Origin of the sequence: Staphylococcus sp. HMSC65H10, assembly GCF_001839185.1 — a bacterium.
Lineage (GTDB): Bacteria > Bacillota > Bacilli > Staphylococcales > Staphylococcaceae > Staphylococcus > Staphylococcus simulans.
The window spans coordinates 21,047-38,585 of the sequence record NZ_KV840350.1 but is presented as its reverse complement, the minus strand read 5'-3'; the positions used below and the strand labels follow the sequence as shown (position 1 = coordinate 38,585).

Sequence of the window (17,539 nt, the reverse complement as noted above, 5' to 3'; positions counted from 1 at the left end):
CGACAAGTCCGTAGGACTTTGTCGACAGTCTGACTGCATTCAATAGAATGCAGTTTTTTTTGTGTTTCTAAAGTTTGAAAATATGTCTATATCAACCTATACTTAGTTATATATCTGAACGTTAGGGTGAGGCTTTTGAAACTAGGAAAATTTAAAATCCATGATTTGAACGGTGGTATGACGCACATGGACGGAGGCACGATGTTCGGTCCGGTTCCGAAACCCTTATGGGATAGAAAAATACCAGCAAATGAAAAAAACCAAGTACCCATGAGTGTATCTCCGATTTTAGTTCAAACAGAAGAACACAATATCTTGATTGATACAGGTTTAGGTGAAGGCAAGCTTACCGAAAAACAAAAACGTAACTTTGGTGTTGAAAATGAAGGATTAATTGAAGAAGGGCTGCAAAAGCTCGGTTTAACATCAGAGGACATTGATATTGTCTTGATGACCCATATGCATTATGATCACGCTTCAGGTTTATCTGATGTAGAAGGTCATGCGAAATTCCCTAATGCAGTTCATTATATACAACAAGATGAATGGCATGAATTTTTAGCACCTAATCTACGCAGTAAAGCAACATATTGGCCTGAACTTAATCTCGGTGATTATCAAAAGCATATAATTTTATTTGAAGATGAGATTGAGGTAGTGCCAGGTATTCATATGTATCATACGGGTGGTCATAGTTTTGGACATAGTATAATTACTATTGAAAGTGATGGAGAAAAAGCAGTCCATATGGCAGATATTTTTCCTTCACATGCGCATATGAACCCATTATGGGTAACATCATATGATGATTATCCAATGCAATCAATCAGAGAGAAAGAAAGATGGCTGCCTTGGTTGATTATGCAGGATTATTGGTTCTTGTTTTATCATGATGCGTCATACTTTGCGCTTAAATTTGATAAAGAAGATCATTCTATCAAAGCAGAAATAAAAAGAAATCAATAACTTAAAACAAATGCAACAAAAAAACAATGTCTCCGTTATACGGAAACATTGTTAGAATAAGTATGCATACCAATATCATTAAACTTCTTTTATGTTAATGATTTTACCATTTGTCGCATCGGCGATAAATTCATAATTACTGATTTTGCCGTGGTTTTTAGTTGTAACACCGCCACGGTATATTTCATAATGAATACCGTCTTGTTCGAATGGTTGAGGTTCTGAGACAATGTATGACCCTGTCACGTTCATAAAGTAGCTTTTCACTTCTTCAATTAACTTTTGCGGGTTATACTTTTTAGTGCCTAAAAATGTGAGGTAAGCTAGTAAACTACTCAATAAAACTGTGATTGGTAATACTATCAATAACAAAATTTTTCTTCGAGACATCTCAATTTATACCTCCACTTACGTTATAACAATATTCTACCATAACATTAGGAGGATAATGAATTATTAAGGAGCGATGAACAGTGGAAATTGCGAAAAATGAAACATTACAACATATTAAAGCTTTAACAGAATTTCATGGTGCACCAGGTTTTGAACAAGATTTAAGAGCGTACATAAAAAAAGAAATGGAACCATACGCTGACGAGTTCATCTATAACCGTATGGGTGGATTTTACGCGGTAAAAAAATCTAAAAAAGAAAATGCGAAAAAAGTGATGGTAGCAGCACATATGGATGAAGTCGGTTTTATGATTACTGACATTACATCAAATGGTATGCTGCACTTTACGAACTTAGGCGGCGTTGCTGCAGATATATGGCAAGGTCAACGTTTAAAAGTCAAAACAAGACAACAAGAAATTATTACAGGTGTTGTTGCAAGCATTCCTAAACATTTCAGAACAGGTAATGAAGGTCAACCGCAAATTAAAGATTTAATGTTAGACATCGGTAGTGACTCTGCAGATGAAGTCAGAGCACGTGGTGTAGAGATTGGAGATTCAATTGTTCCTGATACCTCTTTAATTCAATTATCTGAACATCGTTTTGCGGGTAAAGCATGGGATAATCGTTATGGTTGTTTATTAGCGATTGAAATTTTAAAATTATTTAAAGACAAAGAACTAGATGTTGATTTATATGTAGGTGCAAATGTCCAAGAAGAAGTCGGTTTAAGAGGTGCACGTGCAGCTGCAGAACAAATTGATCCAGATGTAGCATTTGTAGTCGATTGTTCACCAGCTAACGATATGAAAGGTGTACAACAACTTTCTGGTAAACTGGGAGCAGGAACATTAATCCGTATTAAAGATGGAACCATGATTCTTAAACCAGCATTCAGAGATTATTTATTAGAACAAGCACAACAACATGATATTAATACACAATATTATATTTCACCAGGCGGCACTGATGGAGGAGAGATTCACAAAGCGAACATAGGTATCCCAACTGCAGTCATTGGTGTTTGTGCACGCTATATTCATAGCTCCGATTCAGTATTTGATATCAGAGATTATTATTCAGCAAGAGCATTACTTGAAGCATCTATTTTAGGATTAGATGATGAAACCATTGCACATTTACAATATTCATAAATAAGAAGAAAGAAGTGGATAAATATGAAACAATTAGAATCAGTAGAAGCGTTTGAACAACTTAAACAAGGTAAAACTGTATTTATGTTTACAGCAGATTGGTGCGTAGATTGTCGTTTTATCGCACCGAGACTTCCTGAATTAGAAGAAAAACATCCGGACTATACATTTGTGTCAGTAGATCGCGATAAATTTATTGATTTAGCAGCGGACTTAGGAATTATGGGGATTCCAAGCTTTTTAGTTTACGAGAACGGCGAACAAGTCGGAAGTTATGTCAGCAAAGATAGAAAAACGATTGAACAAATCAGCGAATTTATTACGAATATTTAAATAAAAATACCCTTAGGAAATTCACATTTTTTCTGTTCCTAAGGGTATTTTTACGGTAAACTATAAAAAGGTATGTAATTAGGAGTGTTAATATGAATGTCTTTCAAATGAGAGATAAACTAAAAGAACGTTTAAATCATTTAGATGTTAATTTTACATTTAATAGAGAAGAAGATACCTTGCGCATTGCACGTAAAGATAATGGTAAAGGTGTAACGATTAGATTAACACCCATCGTCGCGAAATATAACGATCAACAAGAAAAAATTGTTGATGAGATTGTTTACTATGTCAATGAAACAATTCAACAAATGAGTGATGATGCACTGCAACAAATGGACAATATCAAAGTGATGCCAGTGATGCGTGCAGCAAGTTTCGATAAGGAAACTAAAGAGGGGCATCCGTTTGTGATTGATGCACATACAGCAGAAACAAATATCTATTATGCATTAGATTTAGGAAAGTCTTATCGACTCATTGACGAATCAATGCTGAAACAATTGAATGTGACTGCACAACAAATTAAAGAAATGGCATTATTCAATATCAGAAAATTAGATAACCCATACAAAACAGATGAAGTTAAAGGCAATCTGTTCTATTTTATTAATACGAATGATGGGTACGATGCGAGTAGAATTTTAAACACGCCATTATTAAATCAATTTGAAGAAAACTGTGAAGGTGAAATGTTAGTAGCTGTTCCGCATCAAGATGTTTTAGTTGTGGCAGATATCAGAAATAAAACGGGTTACGATGTGATGGCTCATTTAACCATGGAATTCTTCACGAAAGGTCTTGTACCAATTACATCGCTATCATTCGGATACGATAATGGCCACTTAGAACCTATCTTTATCTTGGCTAAAAATAATAAAAACAAAAAAGATAAGAGTCCAAATGTGGTCCAAGAATTGAGCACAGTAAAAAATCAAAAGAAAAACGATAAGAAATAAGGAGAATAGATAATGAATTTATTTTACAACTTAAACGGCGTAGGAGATGTAGCATTCTTACAAGTAGAACCTGCTGAAGGAGAGTTCGACTATACAACACATGGTGACGTAGTGAGAATTACGTTAGATGGTAAAGCTGTAGGATATAATATCTTCAATGCTTCTAAGCATTTACCAATCGAAGGTAATGGACATATTAAACTTACACCAGAATTATTAGATGGTTTACAAAACGTCTTAAAAGAATCAGGTATTGACGATCAATTAGATTCTGACTTATCACCAAAATTTGTAGTAGGTTATGTTAAAACTAAAGAAAAACATCCAAATGCGGATAAATTAAGCATTTTACAAGTAGATGTTGGAAATGAAACATTACAAATTGTATGTGGTGCGCCAAATGTTGAAGCGGATCAAAAGGTTGTAGTCGCAAAAGTAGGCGCTGTAATGCCTAGCGGTATGGTTATTAAAGATGCTGAATTACGTGGTGTACCATCAAGCGGTATGGTTTGCTCAATGAAAGAATTAAATTTACCGAACGCACCGCAAGAAAAAGGAATTATGGTATTATCTGAGGATTACCAAACAGGACAACCATTTTTCGAAGAATAAAGTGATTGGAAGGAAGTGACATTATGAACTGGTTTGATAAATTGTTTAGTGATGAAGACGAAGAAGAAGTTTATCAAAGAAAATATAGTCAGCGCAGACAAAAATTAGAAGAAAAAGAACGTCGTCGTCATGCATTACTACCAGAAAATAATGATATTTACGAACGTCCAAAAGGTAATTTTAGATTTCCACTTCATGTGAATGATTCTGACCAACAAACAGAATCAGATTCAGAATCCAATCATTCTGAACCAGCTTATGAGTCAGAAGAATTTGTTGAAACTTCTTCGTATCAAAAACCAGACCGTCGTCATAGAAGAAGACGTACGTTTTATGATGACGATACACCATCATTTCGTTCTTCACGCAACACACGTAAGCAATCAGAATCAAGAGAACGTGCTCCAGAACAAACGCATCAAAGAGAACATCAAAATAGACGTGTACAGAATTATTCGACACGCTATGATACGAAAGATATCTATTATAAAAGTGGTGAATTCAGAGCTGAAGAAGTACCTTCAGCTATTTTCGGTACGAAAAAACGTCATCCTTTAGAAAATGGTGTTATTCAACGTTCAGAAGGTGTTACTGAAGAATCTACAAACCAACAAGAAAAAATACCGACAGATCCATTAAATGGTTCACGTAAACAAGCTTCAAAAGCACATGAAGTTGAAACAAGAGAATCCGAAGACACAAAAAATGAAACAGAACAACTGTCTTCTAAAGATTCACAACACCAAGTGAAACAAACACCTAATTATTCTAAAGCGGATAATACAATTAATATTAATAATATTTATGCTTCACAAATTGTTGAAGAAATTCGACGTGAACGCGAACGAAAAGTGTTACAACGCAAAAAATTCAAAGAAGCTCTTCAACAAAAACGTGAACAAGAAGATGTCAGCTCAATTCAAAAGGCTATTGATGAAATGTATGCTGAACAAGCCAAACAGTATGTAGAAGATCCAGTCTTCCAAGAAAATGGCTTTGAAAAAGAAAAAGAAGCCAGAGCTGCTGAATACCAAGAAGGCGAAGAAACACAACAACCTACCTCAGAACACATACAAACAGAAACGTCTGAAGAAACGTCAACACAACCACAAAACGACTTTGACTATGAAGAAGTAGATTTAAACCAAGTTCAAGACATGCATCAATTAGACGAACAAGACGTTAAAGTTGTAGAAGATGCTCCTGAAGAAACACAACAACTAGAATCAGAATCACCTCAATCTGAGACAGAAAATCTAACAGAGTCTCCTGAACCTTTACCAGAAGTTTCTGAAGCACAATATACTGAAATTGAAGATGAAGAAGAACCAGTTGAAAGTGAACAGGAAGAAGTACCAGAAGAACCTGTAAATGGAACTGAAATGCATGAAAGTACTGACGAACAGGAATCAGAACCAGTACAAGAAACATCAGAAGAACCTGAAGATGAACAGGATGAACTACAAGAAGATAATTCTACGGAGGTTCAAGAACCTGTGTTAGCACCAGATAGTAATACATCTAAATCAGAGGCAACGAAAACTGATGAGACTAAAGAAGAAGTCACAGAAGAAAAAGCAAAATCGAGCCTTGAACCTCAATTGAAACCAGATCAACCAAAATCTGATGATGCAGAAAAAGAAGAGTCAAAAACAGAAATAAAAGAGGAACAAGAAGAATCAGTTGAACAAGAAGAAACTAATGAAAAAGTTTCTACACCTGACTCTAATAATGAAGAACAAGAAGAAAATAAAGCAGAGGCAGAAGAAGTTAAAACTGAACAACCGAAAATTTCTCGTCCAATTCGTAAAGGTGCTAAGCCGTTCAATGTGATGATGACACCATCAGACAAACGTCGTATGATGGATGCACAAAAACGTAAAGCTGCACAAACATCAAAAACACAAACAAATGATTCTGCAGTTTCTTCAGAGCCTGAACAAAGCTTGGCTTCACAAACGACTGAAGTTTCGACTCATGACGACAGTGAACCACAATCATCACAACATGAAAATCAAAATTCTGATCAACCAAAAGCTGAACAAGGACATATCACAACAAGCGTACAGACAGCAAAAACGACACAATCTAATGCACAAGAGGAAGTTAAGCAACCTGTAACTGCACAAAAGGAACCTGTTCAAGCACATCACGAAGGTATTCGAAAAGGGCCTAATTTAAAACTGCCAAGTCTAGATTTATTAGATGAACCAGAAGTACATGAAGTTGACCAAGAGTGGATAGATGAGAAAAAAGAAGAGTTGAATGATGCATTTTATTACTTCAATGTACCTGCAGAGGTTAAGAATGTTACAGAAGGACCTAGTGTGACACGTTTTGAATTATCTGTTGAAAAAGGGGTAAAAGTTTCTAGAATCACTGCATTACATGATGATTTGAAAATGGCTTTAGCCGCCAAAGATATTCGAATTGAGGCACCGATTCCAGGTACAAGTTTAGTAGGTATAGAAGTACCAAATATATCGCCAACAAAAGTGAACTTAAAATCTATTATTGAGAGTCCTCAATTTAAGAATGCAGAATCTAAATTAACAGTTGCGATGGGAAATCGCATCAATAATGAACCGTTATTAATGGATATTGCGAAAACGCCACACGCACTGATAGCAGGGGCTACGGGTTCAGGTAAATCTGTTTGTATCAACAGCATATTACTTTCACTATTATATAAAAATCATCCAGAAGAGTTGAAACTCTTGCTGATTGATCCGAAAATGGTAGAGTTAGCACCATACAATGGTTTACCGCATTTAGTATCACCTGTGATTACAGATGTCAAAGCAGCAACACAAAGCTTGAAGTGGGCTGTTGATGAAATGGAAAGACGTTATAAATTATTTGCGCAATATCATGTGCGAAATATTACAGCTTTCAATAAAAAAGCTTCATACGAGCAACGTTTGCCTAAAATTGTCATTGTAATCGACGAGCTTGCAGACTTAATGATGATGGCACCGCAAGATGTAGAGCAATCTATTGCGAGAATTGCACAAAAAGCACGTGCATGCGGTATTCATATGCTTGTAGCAACACAACGTCCATCTGTAAACGTTATTACAGGATTAATCAAAGCGAATATTCCAACTCGTATCGCATTTATGGTATCATCTAGTGTGGATTCAAGAACTATATTAGATAGCGGCGGTGCAGAACGCTTACTTGGTTACGGTGATATGTTGTATCTAGGTAATGGTATGAATAAACCAATTCGCGTTCAAGGCAGCTTTGTGTCTGATGAAGAAATCGATGCAGTTGTCGATTTTATTAAGGCACAACGTGAACCGGAATATTTATTTGAAGAAAAAGAATTGTTAAAACAAACAAAAGCACAACCTAAAGATGAGTTGTTTGATGATGTATGTCGATTTATGGTTGCAGAGGGCAATATCTCAACATCACTCATTCAGCGTCATTTCCAAATTGGTTACAATAGAGCTGCACGAATTGTTGACCAACTTGAAGCGTTGGGTTATATTTCAGGTTCGAACGGTTCGAAACCAAGAGAAGTTTATTTGACTGCAGCTGAAATAAATGAGGAATAAGAAAGAAGGAGTTTAAGTATGACACACTATCATTTTGTCGGTATTAAAGGCTCTGGTATGAGTTCATTGGCGCAAATTATGCATGATTTAGGCCATGAAGTTCAGGGCTCCGACATCGACCAATATGTGTTTACAGAAGATGCATTAAGAAATAAAGGGGTTAAAATTTTGCCATTTAACCCAGACAATATTCAAAAAGGCATGGTTGTTATTCAAGGAAACGCCTTTTCAGATGAACATGAAGAAATTGTCCGCGCAAAAGAATTAGGATTAGAAATTATTGATTATCCTACATTCTTAGGCCATGTCATTGAGCAGTATACGTCTGTAGCTGTGACAGGTGCACACGGCAAAACATCTACAACAGGCCTTTTATCACATGTAATGAATGGAGATAAAAGAACTTCTTTCTTAATTGGTGATGGCACAGGTTTAGGTATTCCTCAAAGTGAATATTTTGCGTTTGAAGCATGTGAATATAGACGTCACTTTTTAAGTTATCATCCGGATTATGCGATTATGACGAACATCGACTTTGATCATCCTGATTATTTTAAAGATATTGATGACGTTACAAGTGCGTTCCAAGAAATGGCGCATAATGTCAAAAAAGCAATTATCGCATGGGGTAAAGATGACCATTTAAGAAAAATTAAAGCAGATGTTCCTGTTTATTACTATGGATTAGAAAAAGATGAAGATATTTATGCTGATAACCTTCAAATTACAGAACATGGTACATCGTTTGACGTGTACATTGACGGTAAATTCTTCGACCATTTCTTATCACCGCAATACGGGGATCATAATATCTTAAATACACTTGCGGTTATTATGGTTTGCCATTTAGAAGGTCTTGATGTAAAAAATATTAAAGAAGCGTTAGAAACATTCGGCGGAGTGAAACGTAGATTTAATGAAACAAAAGTACATAATCAAGTAATTGTTGACGATTATGCCCACCATCCGCGCGAAATTAATGCTACAATTGAGACAGCACGTAAAAAATACCCGCATAAAGAGGTTATCGCTGTCTTTCAACCGCATACGTATTCTAGAACAAAAGCGTTCTTGAATGAGTTTGCTGAAAGCTTGAATAAAGCAGACCGTGTCTTCTTATGTGATATTTTCGGATCTATCCGTGAACATGAAGGCAGTTTGACAATTCAAGATTTAATTGATCGCATTCCAGGTGCGCAATTAATCGGTGAAAAAAATGTAAATATATTGAAATCATATGAAGATGCTGTGATTTTATTTATGGGTGCAGGGGATATTCAAAAAGTTGAACGTGCCTATTTAGACAATCACGGAGTAATTAATGAATTTTAATATGTTTATGTTAAAATATGTATGGGTATTAAGTAAAAATAAGACATAAGCAATTTAGGAGGCGTTTTTAATGGACTGGATTTTACCTATAGCAGGTCTAATTGCAGCTATAGCATTTTTAGTATTAGTAATCGGAATTGTAGTTGTTCTTTTATCTGTTAAGAAAAACTTAGACTACGTGGCTAAGACTCTTGATGGAATTGAAGGACAAATTCAAGGGATTACAAGAGAATCAACAGATTTACTTCATAAAGCAAACCGCTTAACTGAAGATATTCAAGATAAAGTGGACCGCTTAAATTCTGTAGTTGATGGAGTAAAAGGTATCGGTGACTCTATCCAAGATTTAGATGGATCAGTGGACCGAGTAACTAACTCAATTGCACATAATATTTCTCAAAACGAAGATAAAATTTCACAAGTCATCCAATGGTCAAACGTTGCGATGGAAATTGCTGATAAATGGCAATACAGAAAACAACGTAGAGAAAGTGCAAACTACAGAGGATAATGGTTAAATGCAGTTCTAATTGGAACTGTGTACCTCATCTGTAGGCTACATTATCAATTATAAGACGTACTAACTGCACTTAAATGAGGTTGAATCAACTTTGTTTAAGTGCTTTTACTTTATAGGAGGCAAATACATGAGAAAGAACGACGAAGCTAGATTAGAAATTTACGAAGTTGAAGCTATGTCTGATACTGTCCGTAAAGATTTCGTTTATGGGTTCATCGCAGGAATATTTATTGGTACAGCAGGTGGTTTTGTGATTAATCAAGTGAAAAAACGTAAACAACTTGAAAAGCAAAATCAACCAGCAGAAGCAAAGAAACCATCAGTGAAAGAAAAAGTGTCTGCACAGACAGATGCGCTTAAAGCAAATGCACAAAGTCAAATTCAAGATATTAAAGATAAAGCACAACAGCTTAAATCTGATGTAAAACAAAAATTCAACAATGATGAACAAGAAACAGATCCAAAAGCATTACGAGCGCAACGTGAAGCAATTCGTAATGAAGCAGCAGCACATGATTTAGCAAATGTTTCTCCGCAAGCTCAAGATGTTCAAACAGACAACAATCCTTTAAAATCTTCACAACCAGATACAGTGCCTTTCCATGAATTTACAGCAACAGGAAATGCATTAGCAGCGAAAGAAAAAGCTAAATTAATTGAAAATGATAATACAGTAGCAGCTAAAGTAGCTGAACTATTTGAAGCTAAACCAGTAAAATCAAGTGGTTTTAAAACAGTTCCAGTATTAGTTACAGTTGCAGCTGCAGCAACAGCAGCAGGAAGCAAAAAAGCTGCGGATGCTAAAGCAGCAAAACCTGCAGATGCTGAAAAACGTACAGCACAAACACATGAGAAAGCTTCATTCAATAAAGGTGTTATTACGCATGATAAAGCAACTGCTAATCATTCAGAAGCACACAAAACACCAGAAGCATCAGGTAAAGTAGAATCTAAGACTGTTAATGATACAAAAACAACGAAAACAGAAACAACTAAAACAACAAACACACCTAAGAAAAATGCATCAACAACTAAGCAGACAGCGAAAGCTACTTCACCGAAAGATGCGACAAAAACTACAAAAACAACAACACAAAAACCAGCAGCAAAAGGAAACAAAACAACGACACAAAAAACAACAACAAAGACAACAAAATCAGCAGCAAACAAATCAACAAAGAAACCTAGTGTAACACCAGCGAATAAGAAAACAACGAATAACACTACAAAGACACAACCAAAAGGTGAAACAACTACGAAGAAAATTGAAAAGAAAACATTCAATGACTAATTGTACCTAAAAGAAATCAACCTTATTCTTTTTGAGGTTGATTTTCTTTTTTACTTTTGGTTAAATCTAGTTAAGGAATTGTGAGAAAATTAATAATAATCGAAACAATTCGATTTATTTCGCTTTTCCTCTTGATTAATGATAAAGTTCTTGCTAGAATAACTGTTAAATTCAATATTTTTATCGCTTTAAAGCGTGATAAATTGGATGCAAAAATTACATAGAGGTGACCAAATAATGAATAAGTTAGAACAGTACAGAAATGAAATTCAAGACATTAATGAAAAGATTTTAGACTTACTAGTAGAACGTGGTAAGTTAGCACAGAAAATAGGGGATGAAAAGCGTAAACAAGGTACTAAGGTTTATGATCCTGAACGTGAAAAAGTAATGTTGAATGCTTTAATTGAAAAAAATAATGGTCCATTTAACGATAATGTAATTAAACAATTATTCAAAGAAATATTTAAAGCATCCACTGACTTACAAAAATCTGATCGTGAAAAACATTTAATTGTTTCAAGAAAATTAAAAGCAGAAGATACAATTGTACGCTTTGACAATGGTGGAGTTATTGGTGATGGCAACAAGTCATTCATTTTCGGTCCATGTTCAGTAGAATCACAAGAACAAGTCGATGCAGTTGCTCAAGACTTACAAAGTAAAGGATTAAAATTCATCCGTGGCGGTGCTTTCAAACCACGTACTTCTCCTTATGACTTCCAAGGTCTAGGATTAGAAGGATTGAAAATTCTTAAAAACGTTAAAGATAAATATAATTTAAATGTTGTAAGTGAAATCGTAACACCAGCTGATTTAGAATTGGCAGATGATTACCTAGATGTGTTCCAAATTGGTGCACGTAACATGCAAAACTTCGAATTATTAAAAGAAGCAGGACGTACAAACAAACCAATTTTATTAAAACGTGGTTTATCTGCGACAATTGAAGAGTTCATTTTCGCAGCAGAATATATCGCATCACAAGGTAACCAAAATATTATCTTATGTGAACGCGGTATCAGAACATACGAAAAAGCAACACGTAATACTTTAGATATCTCAGCAGTACCGATTCTTAAACAAGGTACACACTTACCAGTAATGGTAGACGTAACACATAGTACAGGAAGAAAAGATATTATGCTTCCAACAGCTAAAGCAGCTTTAGCAGTAGGTGCAGATGGTGTTATGGCAGAAGTACATCCTGATCCAGCTGTTGCATTAAGTGATAGCGGACAACAAATGGATATTGAACAATTCAACAAATTCTATGATGAGCTAAAACCACTTGCTGATATGTACGATAGCAAGCAATTACGCTAATATATTGTTAATTGAAAGCCTTTTAAATTAAAGTATTCAAACCTTTGATTTAAAGGGCTTTTTTGTGTTTTGCAAAACATCATATGTGTGACAAAACAGTGACAGCAGAAAGTTTTGTTTTGAGTTTGTGACAAATTATGGTACACTTTGAAAATGTTGTGAAAACTTACTATAATAGTGTTTGAAACGCTTTCAGAAAGGGTGATATTATGACCGTTACTATTTATGATGTTGCAAGAGAAGCGCGTGTTTCCATGGCAACTGTTTCTCGTGTGGTAAATGGCAACCAAAATGTCAAACCAGAAACTAGAGATAAAGTAAATGCAGTCATCAAAAAGCTTAACTACAGACCTAATGCTGTTGCACGAGGGTTAGCAAGTAAAAAAACAACAACAGTCGGGGTAATTATTCCAGATATCTCGAATGTATACTATTCTCAACTCGCAAGAGGGTTAGAAGATATTGCAACGATGTATAAATATCATTCAATTATTTCTAACTCTGACAATGATTTAGAAAAAGCTAAAGAAATTTTTAACAATCTACTTAGCAAACAAGTAGATGGTATTATCTTCTTAGGCGGAACACTCGATGCAGAATTGGAAAGTTTAATTGAAAACTCTTCTGTACCTGTTGTAGTTTCAGGAACAAGTGATGATGATAATACAGTTGCTTCTGTAAATATCGACTATAAACAAGCTGCTGAAGAAGTGACTAATCATTTAATCAATTCTGGCGCAAAACGCTTTGCCTTTGTTGGCGGCAATAACTCTGAAAAAGCAGAAAACGATGTATTATCTAGTTTAAGAGATACACTAGCATCACATGGTTTATCTTTAGAAGATAATCTGACTTTCAGAGGTAAAGAAACATATCGCGATGGTATTAAAGCTTTTGAAGATATTAAAGCGTATCAACCAGATGCAATTTTATCTATCAGTGATGAACAAGCTATTGGTATTGTCCATGCGGCTGAAGATGCGAATATCAACATTCCATCTGATTTACAAATTGTAAGCTTTAATAATACACGTTTAGTTGAAATGGTACGTCCGCAACTATCAAGTGTCATTCAACCGCTTTATGACATCGGTGCAGTAGGTATGCGTTTACTTACTAAATATATGAATAATGAAACGATTGAAGATTCAACGGTCATTTTACCATATCGTATAGAGTATCGCGGTACAACAAAATAAGATGTATAAATTTAAAAGTCTGAAAGAAAGTCACATTACTTTCCTCCAGACTTTTTTATTTTCCTTCATTTAATCAGAACCAACTCGCAACCTGGTTCGCATGTTTTAAGTTCTTAGCAGTAATTTCTGCAGTACGTGGAATTTCCATATAATCTAGACGTTTATCCTCCCAAGTCGTTGGCAAATCAGTCGGCGCATAAGTTCGCCATTTTTCTACCCATTCTTTCGGTAAATCTCCATGTTGAATCGGCACATCCATCAAACTCAAGAAGACATGACTCCAAGCTCTTGGAACAACGCGCCAAATGTTATATCCACCGCCACCGAACATCATGACTTTCCCATCTGTATATTCATCTGCCAACGCTTTAATATAATAGGGAATAGCATAGAGTGAATCTAAAGTACAATTCATATGAGTAAGTGGATCGAGATAGTGAATATCAACACCATGTACACTTAAAATAATATCAGGTTTGAATGATTTAACAACAGGTGTGACAGTGCGTTTAAAACAATCAATATATGAATCATCTTCTGTATAAGGTTCAAGCGGAACATTGACAGAATAACTGAAACCTTGTTCTTTGCCTCGTTCTGTATAATGACCTGAACCTGGAAATAAAAATTTACCCGTTTCATGAATGGAATAATTCAGAATTTCATTTTGTGTATAGAAGCTCCATTGCACACCGTCCCCATGATGTGCATCTGTATCTATAATCATCACTTTCATGTTATAGCGTTCAGATAAGTATTTAGCGGTAATGGCGATATCATTGTAAATACAGAAGCCATTTGCGCGGCCTGGCAATGCATGATGTAATCCTCCGCCTAAATGACATCCGTTTTTAACTTCTCCTTGAACAATCATATCAGCAAGTTTTAAAGCACCGCCAACAATACGTGCACTATGTTGATGCATATGTTTAAACTGCGATGTATCTTCGTTCGCAAAACCATATTTTTTGGATTCTACCTCACTTAAAATTCCACGAGAAGCGTGTTTAATCGCATTTACATAGTCATAAGAATGTATAAGTGTTAATTCTTCATCTGTGGCGATTCTCGGTGTAATAATTTGACTTGAACTCAGTAATCCTGCATCGATTAACAGTTCAGTCGTCAATTTTAAGCGCATTTGATTAAAAGGATGTTCATTACTGAACCGATAGCGCATTAATTGATTTGAATAAACATACCCCGTTTGTTTTTTGTTTTGACTCATAAAATCTCCCCTTTAGTAGAAGAAGCGGTTCATAAAACGTATATCATCAAACGCCTCCATCTGGTCTAATGTGATACGTGCACCGATTCTTGCCATTAAACAGTTTGCTGGATGTCCTGTAATTTCAGGATCATCAGTTGCGAAAATCTCTAAACCCCCATGAGACATCAACTTTTGCATTAATTTTTTATATTCGTAGACATCTAATTTAGAGTTTTTCAAATCCCAGTGCCAATAGTACTCAGTTGTTAACACAATATAATCTTCAAATTCATCTTCACTTAAGCTCGTTTTAATGAGTTCATTACCTAATCCTGTACCGCGATGCGGTAAAGCTATTTCAATGGCACCAAGCTCAATTAAATAGGGCAGGTTGCCTGTGGACCAACGTTCTAATGGATCAGGATAATGATAAGTGACATATCCGACAATGGTGTTTTCATGTCGTAAGACGTAAATACGACCTTCTGGCAATTCACTAATTTCTTGAATCGCTTCAAATTGTTCGATAGGTCTTCTAAATGCATCCAAACCATCATCGTAATCCATTTGTTCAAGTTGTTTACGTGGTACAGGACCTTCAATAACATAAGTTGTATCGTGACGTGTGTATGTTTGTTTTACATACGTTTTGACATGTTCCATCTTGCCACATCCTTTTTCATATTCTCCTAAGATGAGAGTGCTCAAATTTACTTTTTCACTAAAATGATATGTTTCCACGTATTAATTTAATTATAATGGTTTTAACATCAATTTACACACAAATCAGAATTATCGCAATTATTTTTGAAAATTTACTATGATTTTTGTATAATGGTTTTTGAAAGCGATTTCAAACAAAGGGGGCAATTCAAATGAAAGTTGATATTTATAAAGGGGGAGAAGGTAATTATAACCTTCAAAACTATGACGAAACGTATCAGAACTTTGATTGGAAAGACGTAGAAAAAGCTTTTTCATGGTATGAAACAGGAAAGATCAATATGGCGTATGAATGTATTGATCGTCACGTAGATAATGGTCTAGGGGATAAAGTGGCCTTAAACTACAAAGATGCCAAACGTAAAGAAAGTTATACTTATAAAGAAATGCAGCAATTATCGAATAAAGCCGCAAACGTACTAAAAGATAAAGCACAAGTAGAAAAAGGGGATCGTGTCTTTATCTTTATGCCAAGAACACCAGAGTTATACTTTGCGTTCTTTGGTATTTTAAAAATTGGTGCAATTGTCGGACCATTATTTGAAGCATTTATGGAAAAAGCAGTCGCTGATCGTTTAGATAATAGTGATGCGAAAGTAATTGTAACAACGAAAGATTTAGTAGACCGTATTCCAAAAGACGACTTACCAAATCTAGAGAAAATTGTCATCGTCGATAATGATGGGGTAGACGATGAATACGTAGATTTTCAACAAGAAATGGAAGATGCTAGCGATTCATTTGATATCGAATGGTTAGATCGTGAAGACGGTTTGATCTTACATTATACTTCTGGCTCTACAGGACAACCTAAAGGTGTGTTACATGTTCAAGATGCCATGATTGTACACTATATTTCAGGTAAATATGTTCTTGATTTACAAGAAGACGATATTTATTGGTGTACAGCAGACCCAGGTTGGGTAACTGGTACTTCATACGGTATTTTCGCACCTTGGCTAAACGGTGTGACAAACTGTATTGCTGGGGGACGTTTCTCTCCTGAAGCATGGTATGGCATGATTGAAGAATTTAAAGTCACAATTTGGTATACAGCACCGACAGCATTACGTATGTTAATGAGTGCAGGAGACGACGTTGTGAAGAAATACGATTTATCATCATTAAGAGAAGTGTATTCTGTAGGTGAACCATTAAACCCAGAAGTAATTAAATGGGCAAAAGAAGTATTAGAACACACTGTTTTAGATACTTGGTGGATGACAGAAACAGGCGGTCATATGATTGTCAACTATCCTTCTATGGATGTAAAACTAGGTTCTATGGGTAAACCATTACCTGGTATTGAAGCGGCTATTGTGGATGACCAAGGTAATGAGTTACCACCGAATCGAATGGGTAACTTAGCCATTAAAAAAGGCTGGCCATCCATGATGCGTAAAATTTGGAAAAACCAAGAAAAGTATGATTCTTACTTTATTGGTGATTGGTATGTATCAGGAGATTCAGCATATCAAGATGAAGATGGATACTTCTGGTTCCAAGGTCGTGTTGATGATGTGATTATGACTGCTGGTGAACGTGTCGGACCATTCGAAGTGGAATCTAAATTAGTGGAACATCCTGCAGTCGCAGAAGCAGGTGTTATTGGTAAACCAGACCCAGTACGTGGTGAAATTATTAAAGCATTCGTTGCTTTAAATCATGGCTATGAACCAGATGATGAATTGAAAGAAGATATCAGAACATTCGTCAAACACGGTTTATCTGCGCACGCTGCACCAAGAGAAATTGAATTCAAAGATAAATTACCGAAAACACGTTCAGGTAAAATTATGAGACGTGTATTAAAAGCTTGGGAACTTGATCTTCCTGAAGGTGATTTAAGTACAATGGAAGACTAATTGTATATAAAAAACTAACAATAAAATAGGTTGATCATATGAGCGATATCAAAATAAAATCAATGTTTTGGTATCGCTTTCATTATTGCA

Annotated in this window: 15 protein-coding genes; 12 read left to right on the top strand and 3 right to left on the bottom strand. The window is 35.4% G+C overall.

Annotation, left to right across the window (positions count from 1 at the left end):
- Positions 1-135 precede the first annotated feature (135 nt).
- Positions 136-966 (top strand): YtnP family quorum-quenching lactonase, encoded by an 831-nt coding sequence (locus HMPREF3270_RS06965; protein WP_070848454.1) that lies wholly within the window; start codon positions 136-138, stop codon positions 964-966.
- 78 nt (positions 967-1,044) lie between these two features.
- Here the strand turns inward: HMPREF3270_RS06965 and HMPREF3270_RS06960 are convergent, their stop codons facing one another.
- Positions 1,045-1,356 carry a hypothetical protein gene (locus tag HMPREF3270_RS06960; RefSeq protein ID WP_002481220.1) on the bottom strand — a complete coding sequence of 104 codons (312 nt, stop codon included), beginning with the start codon at positions 1,354-1,356 and terminating at the stop codon, positions 1,045-1,047.
- Between the two features lie 83 nt (positions 1,357-1,439).
- On the opposite strand from HMPREF3270_RS06960, the gene HMPREF3270_RS06955 reads away from it, so the two are divergent.
- The 10 genes from HMPREF3270_RS06955 (at position 1,440) to ccpA (ending at position 13,651) form a co-directional block, all read left to right on the top strand.
- Positions 1,440-2,516 carry a M42 family metallopeptidase gene (locus HMPREF3270_RS06955; RefSeq protein WP_002481219.1) on the top strand — a complete coding sequence of 359 codons (1,077 nt, stop codon included), beginning with the start codon at positions 1,440-1,442 and terminating at the stop codon, positions 2,514-2,516.
- A gap of 24 nt (positions 2,517-2,540) precedes the next feature.
- Positions 2,541-2,849, top strand: coding sequence for a thioredoxin family protein (locus tag HMPREF3270_RS06950; RefSeq protein ID WP_002481218.1), 309 nt, complete (start codon positions 2,541-2,543; stop codon positions 2,847-2,849).
- A gap of 92 nt (positions 2,850-2,941) precedes the next feature.
- Positions 2,942-3,808 carry a DUF1444 domain-containing protein gene (locus tag HMPREF3270_RS06945; protein ID WP_002481217.1) on the top strand — a complete coding sequence of 289 codons (867 nt, stop codon included), beginning with the start codon at positions 2,942-2,944 and terminating at the stop codon, positions 3,806-3,808.
- Between the two features lie 12 nt (positions 3,809-3,820).
- On the top strand, positions 3,821-4,420 hold the full coding sequence (gene ytpR / locus HMPREF3270_RS06940; protein WP_002481216.1) for a YtpR family tRNA-binding protein: 600 nt from the start codon (positions 3,821-3,823) through the stop codon (positions 4,418-4,420).
- A gap of 23 nt (positions 4,421-4,443) precedes the next feature.
- The gene (locus HMPREF3270_RS06935; RefSeq protein WP_070848453.1) at positions 4,444-7,983 is read left to right on the top strand and encodes a DNA translocase FtsK; all 3,540 of its coding nucleotides are present in this window, start codon (positions 4,444-4,446) and stop codon (positions 7,981-7,983) included.
- Between the two features lie 18 nt (positions 7,984-8,001).
- Entirely contained in the window at positions 8,002-9,315 is a 1,314-nt protein-coding gene (gene murC, locus HMPREF3270_RS06930; protein ID WP_002481214.1) for a UDP-N-acetylmuramate--L-alanine ligase, read from the top strand.
- 70 nt (positions 9,316-9,385) lie between these two features.
- A complete protein-coding gene (locus HMPREF3270_RS06925) occupies positions 9,386-9,826 on the top strand; it encodes a DUF948 domain-containing protein (RefSeq protein ID WP_002481213.1) in 441 nt (146 codons plus the stop codon).
- A gap of 136 nt (positions 9,827-9,962) precedes the next feature.
- On the top strand, positions 9,963-11,126 hold the full coding sequence (locus HMPREF3270_RS06920) for a hypothetical protein (protein ID WP_070626259.1): 1,164 nt from the start codon (positions 9,963-9,965) through the stop codon (positions 11,124-11,126).
- Positions 11,127-11,360: 234 nt separating this feature from the next.
- Positions 11,361-12,452, top strand: a complete 1,092-nt coding sequence (locus HMPREF3270_RS06915) for a bifunctional 3-deoxy-7-phosphoheptulonate synthase/chorismate mutase (protein WP_031262773.1) — start codon at positions 11,361-11,363, stop codon at positions 12,450-12,452.
- Positions 12,453-12,661: 209 nt separating this feature from the next.
- Entirely contained in the window at positions 12,662-13,651 is a 990-nt protein-coding gene (gene ccpA, locus HMPREF3270_RS06910; protein WP_002481210.1) for a catabolite control protein A, read from the top strand.
- 73 nt (positions 13,652-13,724) lie between these two features.
- On the opposite strand, the gene HMPREF3270_RS06905 is transcribed toward ccpA, so the two are convergent.
- Both HMPREF3270_RS06905 and HMPREF3270_RS06900 read right to left on the bottom strand, forming a co-directional pair.
- Positions 13,725-14,879, bottom strand: coding sequence for an acetoin utilization protein AcuC (locus HMPREF3270_RS06905; RefSeq protein ID WP_023015983.1), 1,155 nt, complete (start codon positions 14,877-14,879; stop codon positions 13,725-13,727).
- 12 nt (positions 14,880-14,891) lie between these two features.
- Positions 14,892-15,524 carry a GNAT family N-acetyltransferase gene (locus HMPREF3270_RS06900; RefSeq protein ID WP_070848452.1) on the bottom strand — a complete coding sequence of 211 codons (633 nt, stop codon included), beginning with the start codon at positions 15,522-15,524 and terminating at the stop codon, positions 14,892-14,894.
- 212 nt (positions 15,525-15,736) lie between these two features.
- Here HMPREF3270_RS06900 and acsA point away from each other — a divergent pair, with 212 nt between their 5' ends.
- A complete protein-coding gene (gene acsA, locus HMPREF3270_RS06895) occupies positions 15,737-17,449 on the top strand; it encodes an acetate--CoA ligase (RefSeq protein WP_002481207.1) in 1,713 nt (570 codons plus the stop codon).
- Positions 17,450-17,539 lie beyond the last annotated feature (90 nt).

Coding starts and splice junctions, on each gene's coding strand:
- murC (WP_002481214.1), top strand. CDS start 8,002: ATGACACACTATCATTTTGTCGGTATTAAAGGCTCTGGTATGAGTTCA.
- ytpR (WP_002481216.1), top strand. CDS start 3,821: ATGAATTTATTTTACAACTTAAACGGCGTAGGAGATGTAGCATTCTTA.
- HMPREF3270_RS06950 (WP_002481218.1), top strand. CDS start 2,541: ATGAAACAATTAGAATCAGTAGAAGCGTTTGAACAACTTAAACAAGGT.
- HMPREF3270_RS06925 (WP_002481213.1), top strand. CDS start 9,386: ATGGACTGGATTTTACCTATAGCAGGTCTAATTGCAGCTATAGCATTT.
- HMPREF3270_RS06945 (WP_002481217.1), top strand. CDS start 2,942: ATGAATGTCTTTCAAATGAGAGATAAACTAAAAGAACGTTTAAATCAT.
- acsA (WP_002481207.1), top strand. CDS start 15,737: ATGAAAGTTGATATTTATAAAGGGGGAGAAGGTAATTATAACCTTCAA.
- HMPREF3270_RS06935 (WP_070848453.1), top strand. CDS start 4,444: ATGAACTGGTTTGATAAATTGTTTAGTGATGAAGACGAAGAAGAAGTT.
- ccpA (WP_002481210.1), top strand. CDS start 12,662: ATGACCGTTACTATTTATGATGTTGCAAGAGAAGCGCGTGTTTCCATG.
- HMPREF3270_RS06900 (WP_070848452.1), bottom strand. CDS start 15,524: ATGGAACATGTCAAAACGTATGTAAAACAAACATACACACGTCACGAT.
- HMPREF3270_RS06920 (WP_070626259.1), top strand. CDS start 9,963: ATGAGAAAGAACGACGAAGCTAGATTAGAAATTTACGAAGTTGAAGCT.
- HMPREF3270_RS06905 (WP_023015983.1), bottom strand. CDS start 14,879: ATGAGTCAAAACAAAAAACAAACGGGGTATGTTTATTCAAATCAATTA.
- HMPREF3270_RS06960 (WP_002481220.1), bottom strand. CDS start 1,356: ATGTCTCGAAGAAAAATTTTGTTATTGATAGTATTACCAATCACAGTT.